The 17,962-nt window shown below is 64.7% G+C and carries 22 protein-coding genes; 16 read left to right on the plus strand and 6 right to left on the minus strand.

What is annotated here, in order from left to right; genetic code table 11:
* The first annotated feature begins 144 nt into the window (after positions 1–144).
* The 8 genes from P1U48_RS14985 (at position 145) to rpmE (ending at position 4,841) form a co-directional block, all read left to right on the plus strand.
* Positions 145–273: a hypothetical protein gene (locus P1U48_RS14985; protein ID WP_301069996.1), complete on the plus strand. Its 129-nt coding sequence runs from the start codon at positions 145–147 to the stop codon at positions 271–273.
* On the plus strand, positions 270–773 hold the full coding sequence (rimM, locus tag P1U48_RS14990; RefSeq protein ID WP_301069997.1) for a ribosome maturation factor RimM: 504 nt from the start codon (positions 270–272) through the stop codon (positions 771–773). Before P1U48_RS14985 ends, rimM begins: the two co-directional genes overlap by 4 nt.
* Complete coding sequence (locus tag P1U48_RS14995) at positions 773–1,564, plus strand: hypothetical protein (protein ID WP_301069998.1); 792 nt, start codon at positions 773–775, stop codon at positions 1,562–1,564. The genes rimM and P1U48_RS14995 overlap by 1 nt, the downstream gene beginning before the upstream one ends.
* Positions 1,561–2,340 carry a sulfotransferase gene (locus tag P1U48_RS15000; RefSeq protein WP_301069999.1) on the plus strand — a complete coding sequence of 260 codons (780 nt, stop codon included), beginning with the start codon at positions 1,561–1,563 and terminating at the stop codon, positions 2,338–2,340. The genes P1U48_RS14995 and P1U48_RS15000 overlap by 4 nt, the downstream gene beginning before the upstream one ends.
* Complete coding sequence (gene trmD / locus P1U48_RS15005) at positions 2,337–3,137, plus strand: tRNA (guanosine(37)-N1)-methyltransferase TrmD (RefSeq protein ID WP_301070000.1); 801 nt, start codon at positions 2,337–2,339, stop codon at positions 3,135–3,137. The genes P1U48_RS15000 and trmD overlap by 4 nt, the downstream gene beginning before the upstream one ends.
* 69 nt (positions 3,138–3,206) lie before the next feature.
* Positions 3,207–3,965: a TylF/MycF/NovP-related O-methyltransferase gene (locus P1U48_RS15010; RefSeq protein WP_301070001.1), complete on the plus strand. Its 759-nt coding sequence runs from the start codon at positions 3,207–3,209 to the stop codon at positions 3,963–3,965.
* A 265-nt stretch (positions 3,966–4,230) separates the two neighbouring features.
* Positions 4,231–4,608: a 50S ribosomal protein L19 gene (gene rplS, locus P1U48_RS15015; RefSeq protein WP_301070002.1), complete on the plus strand. Its 378-nt coding sequence runs from the start codon at positions 4,231–4,233 to the stop codon at positions 4,606–4,608.
* 11 nt (positions 4,609–4,619) lie between these two features.
* On the plus strand, positions 4,620–4,841 hold the full coding sequence (gene rpmE, locus P1U48_RS15020) for a 50S ribosomal protein L31 (protein ID WP_301070003.1): 222 nt from the start codon (positions 4,620–4,622) through the stop codon (positions 4,839–4,841).
* A 67-nt stretch (positions 4,842–4,908) separates the two neighbouring features.
* Here the strand turns inward: rpmE and P1U48_RS15025 are convergent, their stop codons facing one another.
* Positions 4,909–5,685, minus strand: coding sequence for an SDR family oxidoreductase (locus P1U48_RS15025; RefSeq protein ID WP_301070004.1), 777 nt, complete (start codon positions 5,683–5,685; stop codon positions 4,909–4,911).
* Positions 5,686–5,801: 116 nt separating this feature from the next.
* On the opposite strand from P1U48_RS15025, the gene P1U48_RS15030 reads away from it, so the two are divergent.
* From P1U48_RS15030 to P1U48_RS15065, 8 genes are all read left to right on the plus strand, one after another.
* The gene (locus P1U48_RS15030; RefSeq protein WP_301070005.1) at positions 5,802–6,329 is read left to right on the plus strand and encodes a TetR/AcrR family transcriptional regulator; all 528 of its coding nucleotides are present in this window, start codon (positions 5,802–5,804) and stop codon (positions 6,327–6,329) included.
* 7 nt (positions 6,330–6,336) lie between these two features.
* Positions 6,337–7,557, plus strand: coding sequence for a hypothetical protein (locus tag P1U48_RS15035; protein WP_301070006.1), 1,221 nt, complete (start codon positions 6,337–6,339; stop codon positions 7,555–7,557).
* A 113-nt stretch (positions 7,558–7,670) separates the two neighbouring features.
* A complete protein-coding gene (locus P1U48_RS15040) occupies positions 7,671–8,480 on the plus strand; it encodes a division plane positioning ATPase MipZ (RefSeq protein WP_301070007.1) in 810 nt (269 codons plus the stop codon).
* A gap of 116 nt (positions 8,481–8,596) precedes the next feature.
* Positions 8,597–9,349, plus strand: a complete 753-nt coding sequence (locus P1U48_RS15045) for a GntR family transcriptional regulator (RefSeq protein ID WP_301070008.1) — start codon at positions 8,597–8,599, stop codon at positions 9,347–9,349.
* Positions 9,350–9,426: 77 nt separating this feature from the next.
* Positions 9,427–9,852, plus strand: coding sequence for a nuclear transport factor 2 family protein (locus P1U48_RS15050; RefSeq protein WP_301070009.1), 426 nt, complete (start codon positions 9,427–9,429; stop codon positions 9,850–9,852).
* 14 nt (positions 9,853–9,866) lie between these two features.
* Positions 9,867–10,646 (plus strand): fumarylacetoacetate hydrolase family protein, encoded by a 780-nt coding sequence (locus P1U48_RS15055; protein WP_301070010.1) that lies wholly within the window; start codon positions 9,867–9,869, stop codon positions 10,644–10,646.
* The gene (locus tag P1U48_RS15060; RefSeq protein ID WP_301070011.1) at positions 10,643–11,719 is read left to right on the plus strand and encodes an Ldh family oxidoreductase; all 1,077 of its coding nucleotides are present in this window, start codon (positions 10,643–10,645) and stop codon (positions 11,717–11,719) included. The genes P1U48_RS15055 and P1U48_RS15060 overlap by 4 nt, the downstream gene beginning before the upstream one ends.
* Positions 11,720–11,772: 53 nt before the next feature.
* Positions 11,773–13,011, plus strand: coding sequence for a lytic murein transglycosylase (locus P1U48_RS15065; protein ID WP_301070012.1), 1,239 nt, complete (start codon positions 11,773–11,775; stop codon positions 13,009–13,011).
* Positions 13,012–13,062: 51 nt separating this feature from the next.
* Here P1U48_RS15065 and P1U48_RS15070 read toward each other — a convergent pair whose 3' ends face one another.
* The 5 genes from P1U48_RS15070 to P1U48_RS15090 all read right to left on the minus strand — a co-directional run bounded on the left by P1U48_RS15070 (position 13,063) and on the right by P1U48_RS15090 (position 17,939).
* Positions 13,063–13,971, minus strand: coding sequence for a TauD/TfdA family dioxygenase (locus P1U48_RS15070; protein ID WP_301070013.1), 909 nt, complete (start codon positions 13,969–13,971; stop codon positions 13,063–13,065).
* A gap of 109 nt (positions 13,972–14,080) precedes the next feature.
* Positions 14,081–15,652, minus strand: a complete 1,572-nt coding sequence (locus tag P1U48_RS15075) for a gamma-glutamyltransferase (RefSeq protein ID WP_301070014.1) — start codon at positions 15,650–15,652, stop codon at positions 14,081–14,083.
* Between the two features lie 99 nt (positions 15,653–15,751).
* Positions 15,752–16,336: a VOC family protein gene (locus P1U48_RS15080; RefSeq protein ID WP_301070015.1), complete on the minus strand. Its 585-nt coding sequence runs from the start codon at positions 16,334–16,336 to the stop codon at positions 15,752–15,754.
* A 69-nt stretch (positions 16,337–16,405) separates the two neighbouring features.
* On the minus strand, positions 16,406–17,590 hold the full coding sequence (locus P1U48_RS15085) for an MFS transporter (RefSeq protein WP_301070016.1): 1,185 nt from the start codon (positions 17,588–17,590) through the stop codon (positions 16,406–16,408).
* Position 17,591: 1 nt separating this feature from the next.
* A complete protein-coding gene (locus P1U48_RS15090) occupies positions 17,592–17,939 on the minus strand; it encodes a TraR/DksA C4-type zinc finger protein (RefSeq protein ID WP_301070017.1) in 348 nt (115 codons plus the stop codon).
* Positions 17,940–17,962: the final 23 nt, after the last annotated feature.

Raw genomic sequence — 17,962 nt, forward strand, 5'->3', positions numbered from 1 at the left:
ATCGGTTGCAAAACCGGGGCCGCAGGATCGGGGGACAGCACCGCCCCCCGATTCCGCGCCCCGGAAAGCCTGGCGCCTGCGCGCGCCGGGCGGGATCGCGGCCCCGGCCGCGCTCCGATTTCGACATCCAGAGCCAGCTGACCCATGCGCACCCTGATCCTGATCGCAATCGCCTTTGCCGCAGGCATGGTGTATGAACACAGCCGCGAGGCCGAGCGTTGCGTGGATCGTGCCGGGGTCCTGGCCGACCTGCTCTGCAAGGGGGGAAAATGAGCGAACTGGTCTGCGTCGGCGCCATCGCCGGATCCTTCGGGGTTCGCGGCGAAGTGCGGCTGAAAAGTTTCTGCGCCGAGCCCGAGGCGGTGGCCGACTATGGCCCGCTGACCTCTGAGGATGGCACCAAGAGCTTTACCATCACCTTGACCCGGGTGATCAAAAACGGCTTTGCCGCCCAGATCAGCGGCATCGCGACCAAGGAACAGGCCGACGCGCTGAAAGGCATGCGCCTGTTCGTGCCGCGAGACCGGCTGCCCGCATTGCCGGATGATGAATATTACCACGCCGATCTGATCGGCCTGACGGTGCGCGACACCGGCGGCACCGAGCTCGGCCAGGTCAAGGCGGTGATGAATCACGGCGCCGATGACCTGCTTGAGGTGCAGATGCCCGGCAGCTCGCAGACCTTTTTCCTGCCCTTCACGCTGGCCTGTGTGCCAACCGTCGATCTGGCTGGGGGCCGGATTGTTGCCGACCCGCCCGAGGGGCTGCTCTGATGCGGCTGATCGTGCATGCGGGTTTCCACAAGACCGGAACCAGCAGCATCCAGCAGACCCTGGAGGCCAATCGCGCGACTCTCGCCCCGGCCTACCGGGTGATGCTCAAGGCCGACATGCCCGGCCTGACCGAGGCCGCCCGCGCCTATTCCCAGACCATGGACGAGGTCGAATGGGCCTTGTTCGTCTTTGAAGCGGCGCGGGTGTTCACCGGATTGGAGCGCAGCGATCCGCGCCCGGTCCTGATGTCGAGCGAGGATCTCTCCGGCCATATGCCATTCCGCCACGGGCAGAATGAGTATGCCGCCGCGCCGCGGCTGATGGCCGGGCTGGCCGAAATTGGCCGCGAAAGCGGCGGTGCGTCAGATATCGATTTTCTATTCACCACCCGCGCCGCCGGACCTTGGGTGAAAAGCTGCTATGCCCAGCATCTGCGTGCCACCCGGATCACTGACGACCTGGACAGCTATGCCGCGCGGGCGTTGCCACATGCCGACCTTGACGCGATGGTTGATCGCATCGCCGCCGCCGTGGACCCGGTGTCGGTGCATCGCGCCCGGCTTGAGGATATCGGCGCCAGGCCGCTGGGGCCGCTCGACGCGCTGCTGGATCTGGCCGGGGTCGATCCGGGCTTGCGCGCCAACCTCGCCCGCCTGCCCCCCGCCAATACCGCGATGCCGCCCGAGGTGCTGAACCAGTTGCTGGCGCTGAACCGGTCGGATCAGGATTGGGCCGCGATCCGGGCACAGAAAAAGACTCTGGTCCGGCAGGTGCGAAAGGCCGCGCGGTGATCCCGCGGGTGGTCATCCATGCCGGGTTTCACAAGACCGGCACCTCCAGCATTCAGGCGGCGCTCAAGGCCAATCACCCGCGGCTGGCGGCACATGTGCAAGTCCTGCTGAAACCGCAGCTGACCGCGCTGCTGCACGCCGCACGTGGCTATTCGACCTGGCGCGACCCGCTGACCCTGGCGAAATTTACCAGCCGCGCGGAAACCCTGGTGGCCGGGCTGAGCGGACTGAAACAGCGCCCGCTGATCCTGTCGGCAGAGGAACTTTCCGGCCATATGCCGGGGCGGGCGGGCATCGACGATTACAGCGCCGCGCCGGAGCTGATGGCGGATTTGACCGCCGCGATCCTGCGCCGGTTTCCGCGCGCCGAGATCCGCTTGGTCTATTCGACCCGCAGCGCGGAAAGCTGGCTGCGCTCGGCGCATTGGGAACATGTGAAAAGCTCGTCCCTGACCGACGACCTCGCGACCTTTTCCGCCCGTCTGGCCGGGGCCGCCGATCTGAACGCCGCCGCCGAAACCGTAGCGGCCCGGATCGCGCCGCTGCCGGTCACCTGCCTGCCGCTGGAACGCAGCGATGATCCGGTGGCCGCGCTGCTGCAGCAGGCCGGTGTCGACCCGGCCCTCAGTGCCACGCTGACCCCGGCCAAACACCGCAACGCCGCGCGGCCCGACGCATTGGACGACCTTCTGGAAATCAACCGGACCATCGCCAACCGCGATCAACGGCGCGAATTGAAACAGGCGCGGCTGCGCCGAAAGGCACCCCAAACATGAGCCTGACGAAATCGCATGGACGCAAATCCATCCGCGAAAACCTGAAACCGCAAAGCCTGATGGATGAGCCCACCAATCTGGCCGGGGTCTGGACCGCGCGGATTATCACGTTGTTTCCGCAGGCTTTTCCCGGGGTTCTAGGCGAAAGCCTGACCGGCAAGGCGCTTCAGGACGGGCTCTGGCAGCTCGACGCCATTGATCTGCGCGACTTTGGTCTGGGCAAGCACCGCAACGTCGATGACACCCCCGCTGGCGGCGGCGCCGGCATGGTGCTGCGCGCCGATGTCCTGGGTGCGGCGATCGACGAGGCGCAGTCACGCAGCCGGGGGGCGGCGCCGCTGATTTATCTGTCGCCGCGCGGGGCAAGGTTTGATCAGGCGATGGCCCGCAATCTGGCCCGCGCCGATGGCGTCACGATGATCTGCGGCCGTTTCGAGGGCGTCGATCAGCGGGTGCTGGATCAGTACAACGTGCAAGAGGTCAGCCTCGGCGATTTTGTCCTGACCGGCGGCGAAATCGCGGCACAGGCGATGATCGACGCCACCGTGCGGCTGCTGCCCGGGGTGCTGGGCAATGCCGCCTCGACCGAGGAAGAAAGCTTTGCCGACGGGCTGCTGGAACATCCGCAATTCACCAAACCTGCCGAATGGCAGGGCCGCGCCATCCCGGATGTGCTGATGTCCGGCCATCATGGCGAAATCGCCAAGTGGCGCCAGGCCCAGGCGCAGGCGATCACCGCCGCCCGGCGCCCCGACCTCTGGGCCGCCTATCAGGCGCGGCTGAAGCGAGGCGAATAGACCCGGCTTTACCGATGGCACGGCGCCCGCTAGGCATGACAGCAACATCGTGCAACGGATCGCCACCACATGTTCTATGGAAACTTCAAAGACGGACGCGGCGAAAAATTTATTGCCGCCCTGGCGCTGTTCAAGGACATCTTTGGCGCGGTCTATGCCAATGACAACCTGATTGGCCTGCAACGCAGCACCGGGTTCCTGCAAGATCCGCGCTTCAAGGACGCGATGCGCGCCCATAGCCGCACCAAGCAAGAGGCGTCGCTGGGCTGGCGGCTGCACACCCTGTGCTGGGCCGCCGGTCAGGCGCTGAAGCTGAAGGGGGATTTCGTCGAATGCGGGGTGCTGACCGGGTTCAGCATGGGCGTGGTGTCGGATTATGTCGATTTCGTTCAGACCGGGCGGCGGATGTATCTCTACGACACGTTCGAGGGCATTCCCGAGGCCTATAATTCCGAAGCCCGCTCAAACGCGGCGATCGAAAAGATGAACGCCGCCGGCAAGGAAACCATCTATGACATCGCCCGGCTGCGCTTTGCCGATACGCCCAATGTGCAGCTGGTGCGTGGCATCGTGCCCGACAGCTTTGCCGAGGCCTGCCCGGACCAGATCGCATTCCTGCATATCGACATGAATTCCGCCGCCTCGGAAATCGCCGCGCTTGAGGCGCTGTATGACCGGGTGGTGCCCGGCGGCTACATTGTCTTTGACGATTACGGCTGGACCGGTTACGCGGCGCAAAAACATGCCGAGGATGACTGGCTGGGCGCCCGTGGCCAGCGGGTGCTGGAATTGCCCACCGGTCAGGGACTGGTGGTCAAGCTGGGCTAGGGTCTGACCCCATGGCACGGCGCTTGCGCGCCACCCGACAAAGCACTATACGCAGCCCGTCCGGGGCTTGTTCGAGTCGCCGGACCTGTCTTATTTCGCCAAGGTCTCGGGCTGCTTCGGCCCCGACGGCGGATCGGACAGGCAGATGAACAGACAAGTAGGCATGACCTCCGGCGGGCGCCAAGGCGGACCCGAAAGAAGACCAGGAGCTCTCATTCCCGCACATCTTCGCGGAGCAACCGCGAGCAGCTAGGAGTAAGGTCGAATGGACCTGATCGCACAACTCGAGGCGGAACAAGTCGCCTCCCTCGGGAAGGACATTCCCGATTTCAAGGCCGGCGACACCGTGCGCGTCGGCTTTAAAGTGACCGAAGGCACCCGGTCGCGCGTCCAGAATTACGAAGGCGTCGTCATCAGCCGCAAGAACGGCCATGGCATTGCCGGATCGTTCACGGTGCGCAAGATTTCCTTTGGCGAAGGCGTCGAGCGGGTGTTCCCGCTGCATTCGACCAATATCGACAGCATCGAGGTTGTCCGCCGCGGCCGTGTCCGCCGGGCCAAGCTCTATTACCTGCGTGCGCGTCGCGGCAAATCTGCCCGGATCGCCGAGGTCACCAATTACAAACCGAAAACCACGGCATAAGGAGCGGCGCGATGAAAAAGGATATCCATCCCGAATATCACGTCATCAACGTCAAAATGACCGATGGCACCATCCTCGAAATGCGCTCGACCTGGGGCGCCGAGGGCGATCAGCTGGCACTGGACGTTGACCCGACCGTGCACCCCGCCTGGACTGGTGGCGGCACCCGCCTGACCGATGCCGGTGGCCGGGTTTCGAAGTTCAAGAACAAATACGCCGGCCTCGGCTTCTGAGCCTGCCAACAGCGTATCGAACGAAAGGGCGCGGGAGAATTTCCCGCGCCCTTTTCGCATGCCCGCGCTATTTCGACTGGGACTTGCCCGACACCTTCAGCAGCATCCGCCGCGGCACGAACGGCGTGACGAAGCGCAGGAAAAAGCCGAGCATCGGGCGATCAAACGCCACCAGCTTGCCCGCCATCATCGCGTCATAGCCCTTTTGCGCGGTCACCCTGGCGCTTTTGCCGCCCGCCTTGACCATCATCGTGCCCTCCATGTCGGCGACCTTGGCAAATTCGGTCTCGACATAGCCCGGCGTCAGCACGGTGCAGGTCACGCCCTTGCCGCGCAGCTCTTCGTCCAGCGCCTGGCTGAACGAATTGACGAAGGCCTTGCTGGCGAAATAGACCGCCTGGTTCGGACCGGGCAGGAACCCGGCAGTCGATCCGACGTTGAGGATCCGGCCCGCGCCCGTCGCGACCATATCGCGCGCCACCACATGGGTCAGGCTGATCAGCGCCCGGATGTTGACGTCGTTCATCCCCAGTTCGGCGCTCAACTCGCGCTCGATATGTTGACCATGACCGCCAAAGCCGGCGTTGTTGATCAGGGTATCGACCTTGAGCCCCGCCGTCTTGACCGTCAGGTAGAGCGCCACAGCAGCGCCCTCGACGGCCAGATCGGTGGCAAAGACATGCGCGGCGATGCCATGCGCCGCCTCGAGCTCGGCCTTCAGCGCGTTTAATTCCGCCTCGCGCCGGGCGACAAGGATAAGGTCGCCGCCACGCGCGGCATGAATCCGTGCCATTTCGCGGCCAATGCCTGAGGAGGCGCCGGTGATCAGGGCTGTGTTGGACATGGGGGCTCCACATGATGTCAACGTTTGTTGACACCCAGCTAGTGTGCCCGGACCGCGCTGTCAACACACGTTGACTTTCTTCTACTGCCGCGTAACTAGACGGCGCAATGACACCGATGACCACAGGCGAAAAACTGTTGCAGCAGGCCCGGCTCCAATTCTGGACGCGGGGGTACTCAAATGTGTCGGTGCGGTCGATTTCCGCCGCCGCCGGTGTCGATGTGGCGCTGATCGCGCGCCATTTCGGCAGCAAGCTCGGGCTGTTCACCGCCTCGCTGGACCACGGCTATGATGCGCTGAGCCTGCCTGCGGATCCGGCGCAGCTTGAGGAATATGTGATCGCGCTGTTCAGCCAGACGCCGCGTGGGGCCGCCGCCCCCTCGCTGATCCAGATGATCACCAGCAATGCCCATGACGAGACGGTCGGGCCGATGGTGCGCGATCTGCACCGGACCCGCCTGCAAGAGCCGCTGGAACGGCTGATTGGCCGCGCCGACCGTGCCGCCCTGTTCATGGCGGCGCTGATCGGATTTGCCGTGACCGAAAAGACCCTGCATCTGGCCGCCATCGCCCGTCCCGGCAGCCCCGCCTATGAGACGCAGCTGCGTCAGCTGATCCGCGCCGCGCTGCGCTTTGAAGACTGAGTTGACGATGCCCGACGCCCCCCTGAACCTGATCCTGGCTGTGGTCGCCCTGCTGACCGGGATCGCGCTGCTGCGGCCCCGGCTGCGCAACCGGCGGACCTGGCGGGCGATGGTGACGCCGCTGGCCTCGATCATCGGCAGCGGCTTTCTGATCATTGGTCCGGTGCTGGAAAAATCCTTTGGCTATTTCGCACCGCTGGCGATGCTGGCACTCTGCGCGCTGGCCTGGGCCTATGGCGGCGCGGTCCGGGTCAATATTGCACGCATCGGCGATGGCGACGACCCGCGCCCGGCGCTGGACCAACGGATCGAAACCGTCGCCTCGGCGATGCTGGCCTTCGCCTATATGATCTCGGTCGCCTATTACCTGAACCTGTTTGGCGCCTTCGCGGTCAGCCTGACACCCTGGGATTCCGCCCTGTCGGCACGGATCGTGACCTCGGCGATGTTCGTGATCATCCTGGTGACCGGCTGGACCTCGGGCTTTGCGGCGCTGGAGCGGATGGAATATTCCGCCGTTGCGGTGAAACTGGCGGTGATCGCGGCGCTGCTGGTCGGTCTCAGTTTGTTTGCCTCGGGCAAGGCGGTGTCGGGCGATCTGGTGTTCAACCCGCCCGAACTGACCGGCTGGGCGGCGCTGACCCTGACGATGGGGTTGCTGGTCACCGTGCAGGGCTTTGAAACCAGCCGCTATCTGGGTGCGACCTACCAATCGGCGGTGCGCATCCGGTCGATGCGCTGGGCGCAGTCGTTGTCGAGCGCGATCTACCTGTTCTACATCGTCGCGCTGGCCTATGTGTTTCGCAAGGACCAGCTGCAGTTTTCGGAAACCGCGATTGTCGACATGATGGCGATCGTCGCACCGGTCCTGCCGGCGCTGCTGGTGGTCGCGGCATTGGCGGCGCAATTCAGCGCTGCGGTCGCCGACACCAGCGGCTCTGGCGGTTTGATCGCCGAGCTGACCCGTGGCCGCATCCACCCGGCGCTGGCCTATGCCCTGCTGACCGCCGTCGGGCTGGCACAGACCTGGGCGGTGGATGTGTTCCAGATCATCACCTTTGCCTCACGCGCATTTGCCGCCTATTACGCCCTGCAGGCGGGTCTGGCCGCCCTGGGCGATTGGCGCGACGGGCGGCGCGCACGGGCCATTGCCTTTGGCCTGCTGGCGATTTTTGGCGCGGCGATCGTCGTTTTCGGCCAACCGGTCGAGGGCGAGGCAGGGCAGTAGCGCCACATATCCCGCCCAGCCGCTTGAAACCGGCTTTATTTGCGGCTCAACACAACATATAGTTGCGCGAACGAAAAAGCCCGCCGGTGAGCGTGGCAGGAAAGGGCTCGGGCATGGCTCATATTATCGTCGTGGGGAACGAAAAGGGCGGCGCGGGGAAATCCACCGTCTCAATGCATGTGTCGACCGCGCTGGCGCGGATGGGCCACAAGGTCGCGGTGCTTGACCTCGACATGCGGCAAAAGACCCTCGGGCGCTATATGGACAACCGCACCCGGTTTCTGGCGAAAGAGGGGCTGACACTGCCCTCGCCGGAATTCCACGAATTGCCGGATGCCGACCCGTCCAAGCTGCAGCCGGGCGAAAACCCCTATGATCACCGGATCTCGGCGGCGATTGCCGCGCTGGAACCGACGGCAGATTTCATCCTGATCGATTGCCCCGGCTCGCACACCCGGCTGAGCCAGGTGGCGCATTCGCTGGCCGACACGCTGATCACCCCGCTGAACGACAGCTTTGTTGATTTCGACCTGCTGGCGCATATCGACAATGACGGCGAGCGCATCCTCGGCCCCTCGGTCTATGCCGAAATGGTCTGGTCGGCGCGGCAGCTGCGCGCCCAGGCCGGGCTGAAACCGCTGGATTGGGTGGTGCTGCGCAACCGGCTGGGCGCCCAGGCGATGATCAACAAGATGAAGATGGAAGGCGCGATCACCCGCCTGTCCAAGCGCATCGGCTTTCGCGTCGTGCCTGGCTTTACCGAGCGGGTGATCTTTCGCGAATTGTTCCCGCGCGGGCTGACCCTGCTCGACCTCAAGGATATCGGCGTCAAGGGGATGAACATTTCCAACGTCGCCGCCCGGCAAGAGCTGCGCGATCTGATCTCAGCCCTGAAACTGCCCGGCGTCACCGTCGATTTCTGAGCCGCCGCAGGTATCTGCAACCTGTCCTCGGATTGATTGACCCCCGACAGAGGTAATGACATCATCACCGCATTGGCTGTGGCGTGCCGCCACTGGCCATCACGGTTAGGACCCCCATGGCCAACGCCCTGTATCGGCAGGTTTCTCGCGACCTGCTAGACCGGATTGCCGACGACGGTTTCGAAAAAGGCGCGATGCTGCCGAGCGAGGCCGAACTCTGTGAGGAATACGGCGTCAGCCGCATCACCATCCGCGCCGCCATCGGCCAGCTTGTCGAAAAGGGCCTGCTGGTGCGCCGTCCCGGCGTCGGCACCTTTGTCACCGGCCGCCGCAGCACCGCACGGGAATTCAACCTGGTCGGTTTCCTCGAAGAGGCGCGGCTGTTTGCCAGTGAACCGCTGACCAACACGGTGATCGCCGCCGATGCCGATCTGGCCAAGATCCTCGACCTGCCCGACAACAGCCCGGTGCGCCACATCCGCACTGCGGTGCACCGCGAGGGCGAGCCGCTGACCGTCGCCGATGGCTATTCCGCCGACAGCCCCGACACCCGCCTGTCAGAAGAGGACTACCGCCGTCCCGTCGCCTCGGCCTTTGCCATCGGCATCCGCACCCGGCGCAAGGTGCATCGCGCCGAACAGGTGCTGGAACCCTTTGCCGCCACCGGTGAGGTGGCCCGCCTTCTGGATCTTGACGAAGGGACCCCGATCATCCGCGCCCGGCGGGTCTATTTCACCCTGCGCGACAAGCCGATCTATTATCTTGAGGTGCATTACCACCCGTCGCGCTACAGCTTTAACGTCGATCTGGTGCTGCGCGATGGCAGTGCCGAGATCGGCTTTATCGCCGCCACGCCCGGCACCGGCTAAGGCAGGGGTGACGCGCAGGCAGGAGGAGGTCGGCGCGTCACATTCCCCCAGATTTCTCAGGTCCCGCAGGAGGAGCCATGACCGCCCAACCAATGTCCCACGATCCGCTGGCAAGGGCCGGCAATGCCCTGATCCGGTTCTTTCGCGCCCTTGATGACAGTGACTACGAAACGATGGTGGCACTGCTGGACGGCGAATGGCACCGGCAGGGCAAGGTGCTGAGCGACCGCGCTTCGCTGCTGGCGGCGATGCAGGGCCGCTCGACCACCCGGCGCATTCATCACCTGCTCAGCAATATCGGCGGCACCATCGCCGACGACGGCGAAGTCACCCTGACCGCCTATATGCTGGTGCTGCAACATGACAGCGGCGCGCGGCCTGAGGGCCCGTCACCGATGCAGGGCTTTTCCAGCATCCGCACGCTGACTGCCCGCATCGCGCAAACCGACAAGGGCTGGCAAATCCGCTGGCTGAAAAGCGGGCCGCAGTCGTTTGCGGCCTGAAGGGAGGATCAACAATGCGTTGGTGCAGATTCGATACGGGCGGCAGCCCGCGCTATGGGCTGGTCGAGGGCGACATCATCCGCGAGGTCGCTGGCGATCCGTTTGATGGCTATGACATCACCGGCAGCGTCCACAATCTTGAGGCCGTTCACCTGCTGGTTCCGGTGGAGCCGCGCACCTTTTACTGCGTCGGGCTGAACTATGCCAAACACATCAGGGAAGCGGCGGATCGCAATGGCACGGTGCCCAACCTGCCGACCCAGCCGGATGTCGGCTATCGCGCCAACAATGCGCTGATCGGCCATGGCGCCGACATCGTGATCCCGCAGGATGCGAAAAAGGTGCATTACGAGGGTGAGGTGGTCGCGGTCATCGGCAAGACCACCCGCAAGGTGAGCGAGGCCGAAGCGCTGGATCACGTTCTCGGCTTTACCATCGGCAATGATGTCTCGGAACGGCTTTGGCAGAAAAGCGACCGCACCCTGTGGCGGGCCAAGAATTCCGACACCTTCAAACCGATGGGCCCCTGGATCGACACCGAAGCCCGGCTTGAGGATATGTATACAACCGTGCGGGTAAACGGCGAACAGACCATCCGCTTCAAGACCGACGAGATGATCTTTGGCGTCGCCCGCTTTATCTCGGTGATGAGCCAATACATGACCCTCTGGCCCGGCGATGTGATCTGGATGGGCACCGATGGCACCTCGCCCGATCTCAAACCCGGAGATGTGGTCGAAATCGACATCACCGGCATCGGCACATTGAAAAACCAACTGGTGGCAGAGGCATGAGCATGGGCGAATGGGGCGCGGATTTTGACACCCACAAGACGCAGATCGCCGGGATCCTGACCGCCTGGGGGATGCCCGCCGAAAATGCCGAAAAAACCGCCGAGGTGATGGCCTGGACCGATCTGCACGGCATCGACAGCCACGGAATCTCGATGTTGACGGTCTATCACCGACATCTGGGCAATCGGCGGCTGCGGATGGAGGCGACCCCGGCGATTCAATCCGAAGGACCGGTCAATGCGCTGATTGACGGCGACGGTGGCCTCGGCCATGCGCCCGCTCAAATGGCGATGGCGGCCGCGATAGGCAAGGCCAGCACATTGGGCATCGGCATCGCTGTGGTGCGCAATTCGGCGCATTTCGGCGCCTGCGGCTTTTATGCCAATATGGCGGCCGAGGCCGGGCTGATCGGCATGGTCACCACCTCGGCCAGCCTGATCCAGGTCGCACCGACCGGCGGCGCCGAGGCGCGCTTTGGCACCGATCCTCTGGCCTTTGCGGCCCCCGGCGCACCGGGGCGACCGTTCTTGCTCGACATGGCGACAACGACGGTGGCGGCTGGCCGCATCCGCAACAAGGCGAACGAGGGGCTGGACTGTCCGCCGGGCTGGGTGCTGAGCAAAGACGGCCTGCCCTCCACCGATCCGCTGGAAACCCAGAAAGGTGGCTACCTGACCTCGCTCGGCGGTTCGCCCGAAGGGTCGAGCTACAAGGGCTATGGCCTGTCAGCGATGGTCAATATCCTGGCCGCCGGCCTGTCCGGCGCGACCTTTCCGACCGACCCGCAGCACGCCAAGAAACCGCAGGGCATGGATATCGGCCATTTCTTCCTGGCCATCGACCCCGGCATGTTCCGCCCGGTCGAAGAGTTCCGCGCCGAGGTCGCCGCCTTTTGCGAGGCGCTGTCGGCCACCCCGCCGATTGATCCGGGCCAGCCGGTGATGGTCGCCGGGGATCCTGAACGCCGCCACGCCGCCGAACGCAGCGCCAAGGGCATTCCGGTGGCGCCGGGGCTAAAGGCCAAGCTGCGCGAGATTGCGCAGGAAAGCGGCGCGGCCTGGCATCTGGGCTGACCTGCAAGGATGCAATATGTTAGGCTGTGCGGAACCATCAGAGAGGTTCCGCCGTGGCCCGTCGCATCCTGTTGTTGCTGTTTCTTGTTCTGGCGGCGCTTCCCGCCCGGGCCATCGACCGCGCGGCGGTTGAGCGGCAATTCCAAGCCTGGTTGCAAACCACCATCTGGCCACATGCCCGGGCCAAGGGCGTGTCGCGCGCGACCTTCGATGGCGCCTTTGACAGGGTCCGCCTGAACTGGGACCTGCCCGATCTGGTGCCCCCCGGAACCAAACCGAAAACCCCGAAAGACCAACGCCAGACAGAATTCGGCGCCCCGGCGAAATATTTCAGCCGTGGCGCCCTCGACGGCGCCACCTCGGTCGGTCGGCAAATGGCCAAACGCCATGCCAGGGCGCTGGCCGCCGTCACGCAGAAAACCGGCGTGCCGGGGCGGATCATTCTGGCGATCTGGGGCCGGGAAAGCGGCTATGGCCGCGCCGCGATTCCGCATGACGCGTTTCAGGTGCTGGGCACCAGGGGATTCATGTCGACCCGCGCCGCCTATTTCACCGCCGAACTGATCGCCGCGCTGCAAATCGCGCAGGCAGGCCATGCACCACAGCGGGCGATGAAAAGCTCTTGGGCCGGGGCGCTGGGGCAGCCGCAATTCATGCCCAGCAGCTTTCTTAAATACGCGGTGGACGGCGACGCCGATGGCCATGCCGATATCTGGCGCTCCGAGGCCGATACCATCGCCTCGATCGGCCATTACCTGGTCCGGCATGGCTGGGTAACGGGACGCGACTGGGGGTTTGAGGTGCGGGTGCCCGCAGCCATCTCCTGCACCCTGGAGGGCCCCGATCAGGGCCGCAAGATTGCCGATTGGGCGGCGCTGGGGATCACCCGCGTCTCTGGCAAGCCCTTCCCGGCGCATGAATTGAAAGGACAGGGATTCCTGCTGATGCCCGCCGGACGCCATGGCCCCGCCTTTATCGTCACCCCGAATTTCTATGTGCTGAAGGACTACAACATGAGCGACCTCTACGCCCTGTTCGTCGGCCATGTCGGAGATCGCATCCGCTATGGCGTTGGCGATTTCAGCGGCAGTTGGGCCAGGCTCGACCCGCTCTACCGCTCAGATATCGCCACGATGCAGCGGGCGCTTGAGGGGCTGGGGCATGATGTCGGCGGTGCCGATGGGCTGCCGGGGTTCAAGACCCGGCGTTCGATCGGGCGCTGGCAGGAAAGCCGGGGCCAGAAAGCCAGCTGTTTCCCCGAGGCCAGGATGAAAGCCCAGCTCAAAAACTAGACCGCCCGCACCGGGGAGGGCGCGGGCGGTCAATCCGTCGGCGGTTCTGCTTCAGGCGGCGGTGGCGTGTCTCAGCGCATCCGCAACAAAGGCCGGTTCGAACACCTTGTCGGCATAGACCTGACAGCGGATCATCTTGCGATGTTCCTGCGGTGTGTAATCGGCAATTGCCGTGTGCAGGGTGCCAATGTGATCCCAGATCAGCACGTCCCCCTTGGCCCAATCATGCTGGTATTGGTATTTTTCCTGCAGCTGATGGGCAAAGATGAACTCAAGAATCTTGTCACTCTCCGCGCGATCCATGCCTTCGATATATTCGGCATAGCCGGGGTTGGCATAGAGGATCTCTTCGCCAGTGATCGGATGGATCAGGAACAGCGGATGGCGAACCGCCGGGCGCTTGGCCCGCGCCTCAGCCGACAGCGGCGGCCGTTCCGACCCGGGGCGCGCCCGCATGTTTTCCCAGAACTTGTTGAAGTCATGGACGCAAACTGCATCCTTGAGGCGGGTTTTCAGATCCTCGGGCAGATCCAGATAGGCCTGGCGCATATTGGCAAACAGCGTCGCGCCCAACGGCTTGCCCTCGCGCATCGGCACCTCTTCGGCATGCAGCACATTCACAAAGCCGACGACATCCATATAGGACATATCGGTGTGCCAATCCTGCCCGGCATCGGCGAGGCCGATCGGCTTGCCGTCTTCCTTCATGTTGGACAGGACCATCACCTCGGGCTGGTCCGGATGGGTATACTGGCCGCTGACCGAAACCTGCAGCGTGCCGAACCGTTCGGAGAATTGCTTCAGCGCCGGGGCATCCAGGCTTTGGCGGGGAAAGCAGATCACCCCGTGGCGGCCCAGCGCGCTGACGATATCGCCAAAATCCGCGTCGCTCAGCGGCTGTGACAGGTCCACTTCAGACCCGATGGCGCCCATGATTTGGCCGGTGGGTTCAATCTTCATCGCTTCCTCCCAGAATCGCGCACGGGCTGCCGCCCACAAAGGTTATAACATCATACCCTATTTAGCGTGGATGGGAATAGCCTGCCTGCCGGAAGGTTAGTAGACGCTCTCAGATATCGGCCTCGCGCACCGCGTCGCCCCAGGGTGAGGTGATCTCGCTGCAGCCCATATTGCGCCCAGCCTGGCGCATCACCCCGCCGGTGCAGGCCCAGTTCAGCGGATAGACATTGCGCGGCCGCTCGGTGAGCTTGTGCGCCGCCGCAAGCGCCACCCGCGCCTGCGCCGGAATCGCCTCATCGGCGACCAGCGTGGTGGTCGAATAATCAATCCTGGGGTGATGGAACGCCTGCTCCAACGTCATGCCCCGGTCGCTGACCAGATGCGCCAGCTGTGCCACCGCCCCGACGATCTTGCGCCCGCCCGAGGCGCCAAAACCATAGCCGCCGTCGGCATTGGTCGCGACCATCGGGCAGATGTTCATCAGCGTGGGCACATCGGGCGCCAGCGAATTCGGTTTGCCCGGTTCGGGATCGAACCACATGATGCCGTTGTTCATCATCACCCCGGTCGATTGCGACAGGGTGCAGGCGCCAAAGATCGACAGCAGGGTCTGGGTCCAGGCGACGATGTTGCCATGCCGGTCAACCACCGAGAAATGCGAGGTGCAACTCTCGCGACCCGGAATCTCGCCATCATGGCCCATGGTCGCGATGCGGTGATCATAGGCCCCCTTCAGCGCCGTGGCGATCGCCGACCAGCCTGCGGCATCCGGGCTGCCGCCAGCGGCGGGTTCCGGAAGCCGGGCAAAGATATCGGCAAAGGTCGGGCCTGCCGTCAGCCCCGGCAGCAGGTGAAACCGGGTACCGGCGCGATCAAATCCATAGGGTGTAACCCATTCGGCGGCATAGTTTTCCAGATCGCTGCGCGCCAGCCTGCCGCCCTTGCCCTGCACATCAGCCACGATCCGCGCGCCGATATCGCCCTGGTAAAACGCCTCGCGGCCCTCGGCGGCCAGCGCCGCCAACGTGTCGGCCATGCCGTCCATCGCGATCCGCGGCAGACCGGAATCGGTCCAACCCGCGACCGGGGCATAGACCCCGTCCGCCAGGAACATCGCCGCCAGATCGGAGTCGCTGCCAATGTTGCGCGCTGATGAGGCGATCAGCAGCGAGGCATACCAATCGACCTCCATCCCGTCGCGGGCGATGGCCTGCGCCGGAGCCAGGAGATCGGCCCAGGGCAAGGCGCCAAAGCGGTCATGCGCCGCCGCCGCACCGGCCACCATCCCCGGCACCGCGATAGCCTTGGCGCCGCGCAGGTTGCGATCCCCCTCGACCAGCGGCCAGGGGAACAGATCCGAGGCGACCCCCTGCCCGGTCAGCGGGTAATCCGCCAGATCCAGCCCGGCTGGTGAGCGCATGCCAAAGTTCAGCGCATGGGTCTGACCGGTGGCGGCCTCGTAGAACACCATGCCGCCGCCGCCACCCGGCCCGCTCATCCAGGGTTCAACAACGCCGAGCGCAAAGCCGGTGGCAATCGCCGCGTCAATCGCATTGCCCCCGGCCTTCAACACCTCGGCGCCGACCCGGGCGGCGCGGCTGTTCTGCGCCGCGACAACGCCAAGGTCGGTGTCCACCACCGGCTTGCGGGTGACCATGCTGGTCGAAAAACTCTGGCTCATCGGTTCATCCTCCACTCCCCGCCAATGTTCGGCGGGAAGTGACGGCGGCGCAAGAGCGCAGAATGCGGCGCCAGATCGGCAGCCGTCAGGCGTGCCCGCCTAGCGATAGGGATCGGCAGGGGCGCGGCTGGCCGACAGGGTCTGTTGCGACCGCGTCACGATCAGCTCGATCGCGTCGGCCAGGTGCCGCTCCTCGATGTTGTAGTCGCCACGGGCCACCCGGATCCGATGCGCCTCGATCATCACCTCGGCATGCGAGGATCCCCGCGGCGGTTCGAACCGGTAGCAGGCCAGTTCGATCAGAAACCCCAGCGGATCCTTGAAATAGATCGAATCCATAAAGCCGCGATCCTTGACCCCGGAATGGCCAATGCCGCGCTCCTCCAGCCGCTCGATCACCTGCGAAAAGGTGGCATGGCTGACGTTAAAGGCCAGGTGATGCACGCAGCCAGGATCGGTCGGGGTACGGCCATGCACCGGGCGGCGCTTTTCATTGATAAAGACGGTGATCAGCCGCCCGTCGCCGGGATCGAAATAAAGATGCCCCTCGTCCGGGTTATCGAGATTGGGCTGGTCAAAGATGAAGGGCATACCGAGCACCCCTTCCCAGAAATCAATCGAACTTTGCCGGTCGGCCCCGGTCAGCGTGATGTGATGGACGCCCTGAACCTGAAGCTTGCGCATGATCTGTTCCTTTCGCGTGATCGCCTTTGCAGACCAGATAGCCCCGCTGCGGTTTCCGGCAAACGCCGCCTAGCGCACAACACCCGGGCGCTGGCGCACATGTCCGCGCACCAGGATCAGCGCCGCCGCCAACGGGATCAACGCCAGCAGCGCCGATACCGGGACCGCCCCCGCCGCGCCAAATCGGTCGATCAGCGCACCGCCGACCAACGGCGCAAGCGCCGAGGCCGAAAATGTCGGCAGCGCCAACATACCGACGATGCGCGCGTAGCGATCCGGACCGAACATCGCCAGCGGCATCGCGCCCCGCGTGATCGACCACAGCCCGTTGCCCATGCCATAGGCGATAAAGGCCAGCATCGCAGGAATCCCGAGCCACAGCCCGCCCATGCCGACGACCGCGCAGATCGCATAGGTCAGCATCGTCCAGATCGGGTGATTGCGTCCCCGGCCCAGCACTTCGCCCACCCGCGCGGCGACCTGTGCCGGGCCGATCACCGCGCCCAGGGCGACGGCAGCGGCCAGGCTCATCCCCTGCGCCGACAGGATGGTGATCAGATGGGTCGACCAGAATGCCCCAATGCTGGCTGTCACCATCATCGCGATGCCGAACAACCAGAACCGCGGATCCTGCAGCACCGAAACCGGCGGCGTGCCATCCGCCACCGGTGTCGCGCCGGGGATCGGCTTTACCCCGCGTGGCAGGGCAAACAGGCAAAGCGGCGCCGTCACGAACAGATGGATCGCCGCATAGCTGAGGCAGGCGCCGCGCCAGCCGACCCAATCGATCAGCACGGCCGACAACGGCCAGCACACTGTCGAGGCAAAGCCCCCCCACAGCGTCAACGCCGAGATTGGGCCGCGTGCCTCTGAGCCATAGATCCGGCCCAGCGTCGCAAACCCAGCCTCATAGAGTCCGGCGCCCATGCCCAGCCCCATGAACAGCCATGCGCCAAGGTAAACAGCCGGGTGATGCGCGGTGGCGATCATCGTCAGGCCCAGGGCCAACAGCCCCATACCCCCGGCCATCACCCGACGCCCGCCGCTGGCCTGGATCATCCGTCCGACAAAAACGGCCGCCAGGGCCGAGGTGAGCAGCGCCAGCGAGATGCCCGCCGTCACCAGGCTGACCGACCAGCCGGTTTCGGCTCTGAGCGGGGTCGAGATCACCGCCAACAGGTAATAGGACGTGCCCCAAGAGAATATCTGCACCACACCCAGTGCCGACACCACGCGGAGGCGCTCGCTGATCATCTCAGCGGGCGCAGGACATGCAGCGAACTGCGGCAGGGTCAAGGTCGAGCCGGGCAAAGCCGATAAAATCGCCGCAGCGGTCGCAATAGCCGAATTCGCCCGCCGCAATCCGCCCCAAAGCCGCGCTCAGGGCGCGGCCACGCGCGGCACGACGCGCCTCGGTCCCTGCCGCCATCGCCTGATTTTGCAACGCGTCCATCCGGCTCAACCGTCCGACGCTCTGCTGGTCGAGTTCGACCGGCTTGCGATCGGCGATCGTGGCCTCGGAGGTGGCGCGCAGCTCTTCCTGCTCCTCCAGAAGCTGCGGGCGGTAACGATCGGAAAGCGCGCTGTTTGATGGATCTTGCATTGGGGCCTTTGGGCTGTCGCACC

It is taken from the genome of Pseudooceanicola sp., assembly GCF_029213205.1.
Taxonomy (GTDB): Bacteria; Pseudomonadota; Alphaproteobacteria; order Rhodobacterales; family Rhodobacteraceae; genus Pseudooceanicola.

Coding starts and splice junctions, on each gene's coding strand:
- P1U48_RS15060 (WP_301070011.1), top strand. CDS start 10,643: ATGAGCATGGGCGAATGGGGCGCGGATTTTGACACCCACAAGACGCAG.
- rplS (WP_301070002.1), top strand. CDS start 4,231: ATGGACCTGATCGCACAACTCGAGGCGGAACAAGTCGCCTCCCTCGGG.
- P1U48_RS15045 (WP_301070008.1), top strand. CDS start 8,597: ATGGCCAACGCCCTGTATCGGCAGGTTTCTCGCGACCTGCTAGACCGG.
- rimM (WP_301069997.1), top strand. CDS start 270: ATGAGCGAACTGGTCTGCGTCGGCGCCATCGCCGGATCCTTCGGGGTT.
- P1U48_RS15090 (WP_301070017.1), bottom strand. CDS start 17,939: ATGCAAGATCCATCAAACAGCGCGCTTTCCGATCGTTACCGCCCGCAG.
- P1U48_RS15050 (WP_301070009.1), top strand. CDS start 9,427: ATGACCGCCCAACCAATGTCCCACGATCCGCTGGCAAGGGCCGGCAAT.
- P1U48_RS15035 (WP_301070006.1), top strand. CDS start 6,337: ATGCCCGACGCCCCCCTGAACCTGATCCTGGCTGTGGTCGCCCTGCTG.
- P1U48_RS14985 (WP_301069996.1), top strand. CDS start 145: ATGCGCACCCTGATCCTGATCGCAATCGCCTTTGCCGCAGGCATGGTG.
- P1U48_RS15085 (WP_301070016.1), bottom strand. CDS start 17,590: ATGATCAGCGAGCGCCTCCGCGTGGTGTCGGCACTGGGTGTGGTGCAG.
- P1U48_RS15040 (WP_301070007.1), top strand. CDS start 7,671: ATGGCTCATATTATCGTCGTGGGGAACGAAAAGGGCGGCGCGGGGAAA.
- P1U48_RS15070 (WP_301070013.1), bottom strand. CDS start 13,971: ATGAAGATTGAACCCACCGGCCAAATCATGGGCGCCATCGGGTCTGAA.
- rpmE (WP_301070003.1), top strand. CDS start 4,620: ATGAAAAAGGATATCCATCCCGAATATCACGTCATCAACGTCAAAATG.
- trmD (WP_301070000.1), top strand. CDS start 2,337: ATGAGCCTGACGAAATCGCATGGACGCAAATCCATCCGCGAAAACCTG.
- P1U48_RS15055 (WP_301070010.1), top strand. CDS start 9,867: ATGCGTTGGTGCAGATTCGATACGGGCGGCAGCCCGCGCTATGGGCTG.
- P1U48_RS15025 (WP_301070004.1), bottom strand. CDS start 5,685: ATGTCCAACACAGCCCTGATCACCGGCGCCTCCTCAGGCATTGGCCGC.
- P1U48_RS14995 (WP_301069998.1), top strand. CDS start 773: ATGCGGCTGATCGTGCATGCGGGTTTCCACAAGACCGGAACCAGCAGC.
- P1U48_RS15075 (WP_301070014.1), bottom strand. CDS start 15,652: ATGAGCCAGAGTTTTTCGACCAGCATGGTCACCCGCAAGCCGGTGGTG.
- P1U48_RS15030 (WP_301070005.1), top strand. CDS start 5,802: ATGACCACAGGCGAAAAACTGTTGCAGCAGGCCCGGCTCCAATTCTGG.
- P1U48_RS15010 (WP_301070001.1), top strand. CDS start 3,207: ATGTTCTATGGAAACTTCAAAGACGGACGCGGCGAAAAATTTATTGCC.
- P1U48_RS15080 (WP_301070015.1), bottom strand. CDS start 16,336: ATGCGCAAGCTTCAGGTTCAGGGCGTCCATCACATCACGCTGACCGGG.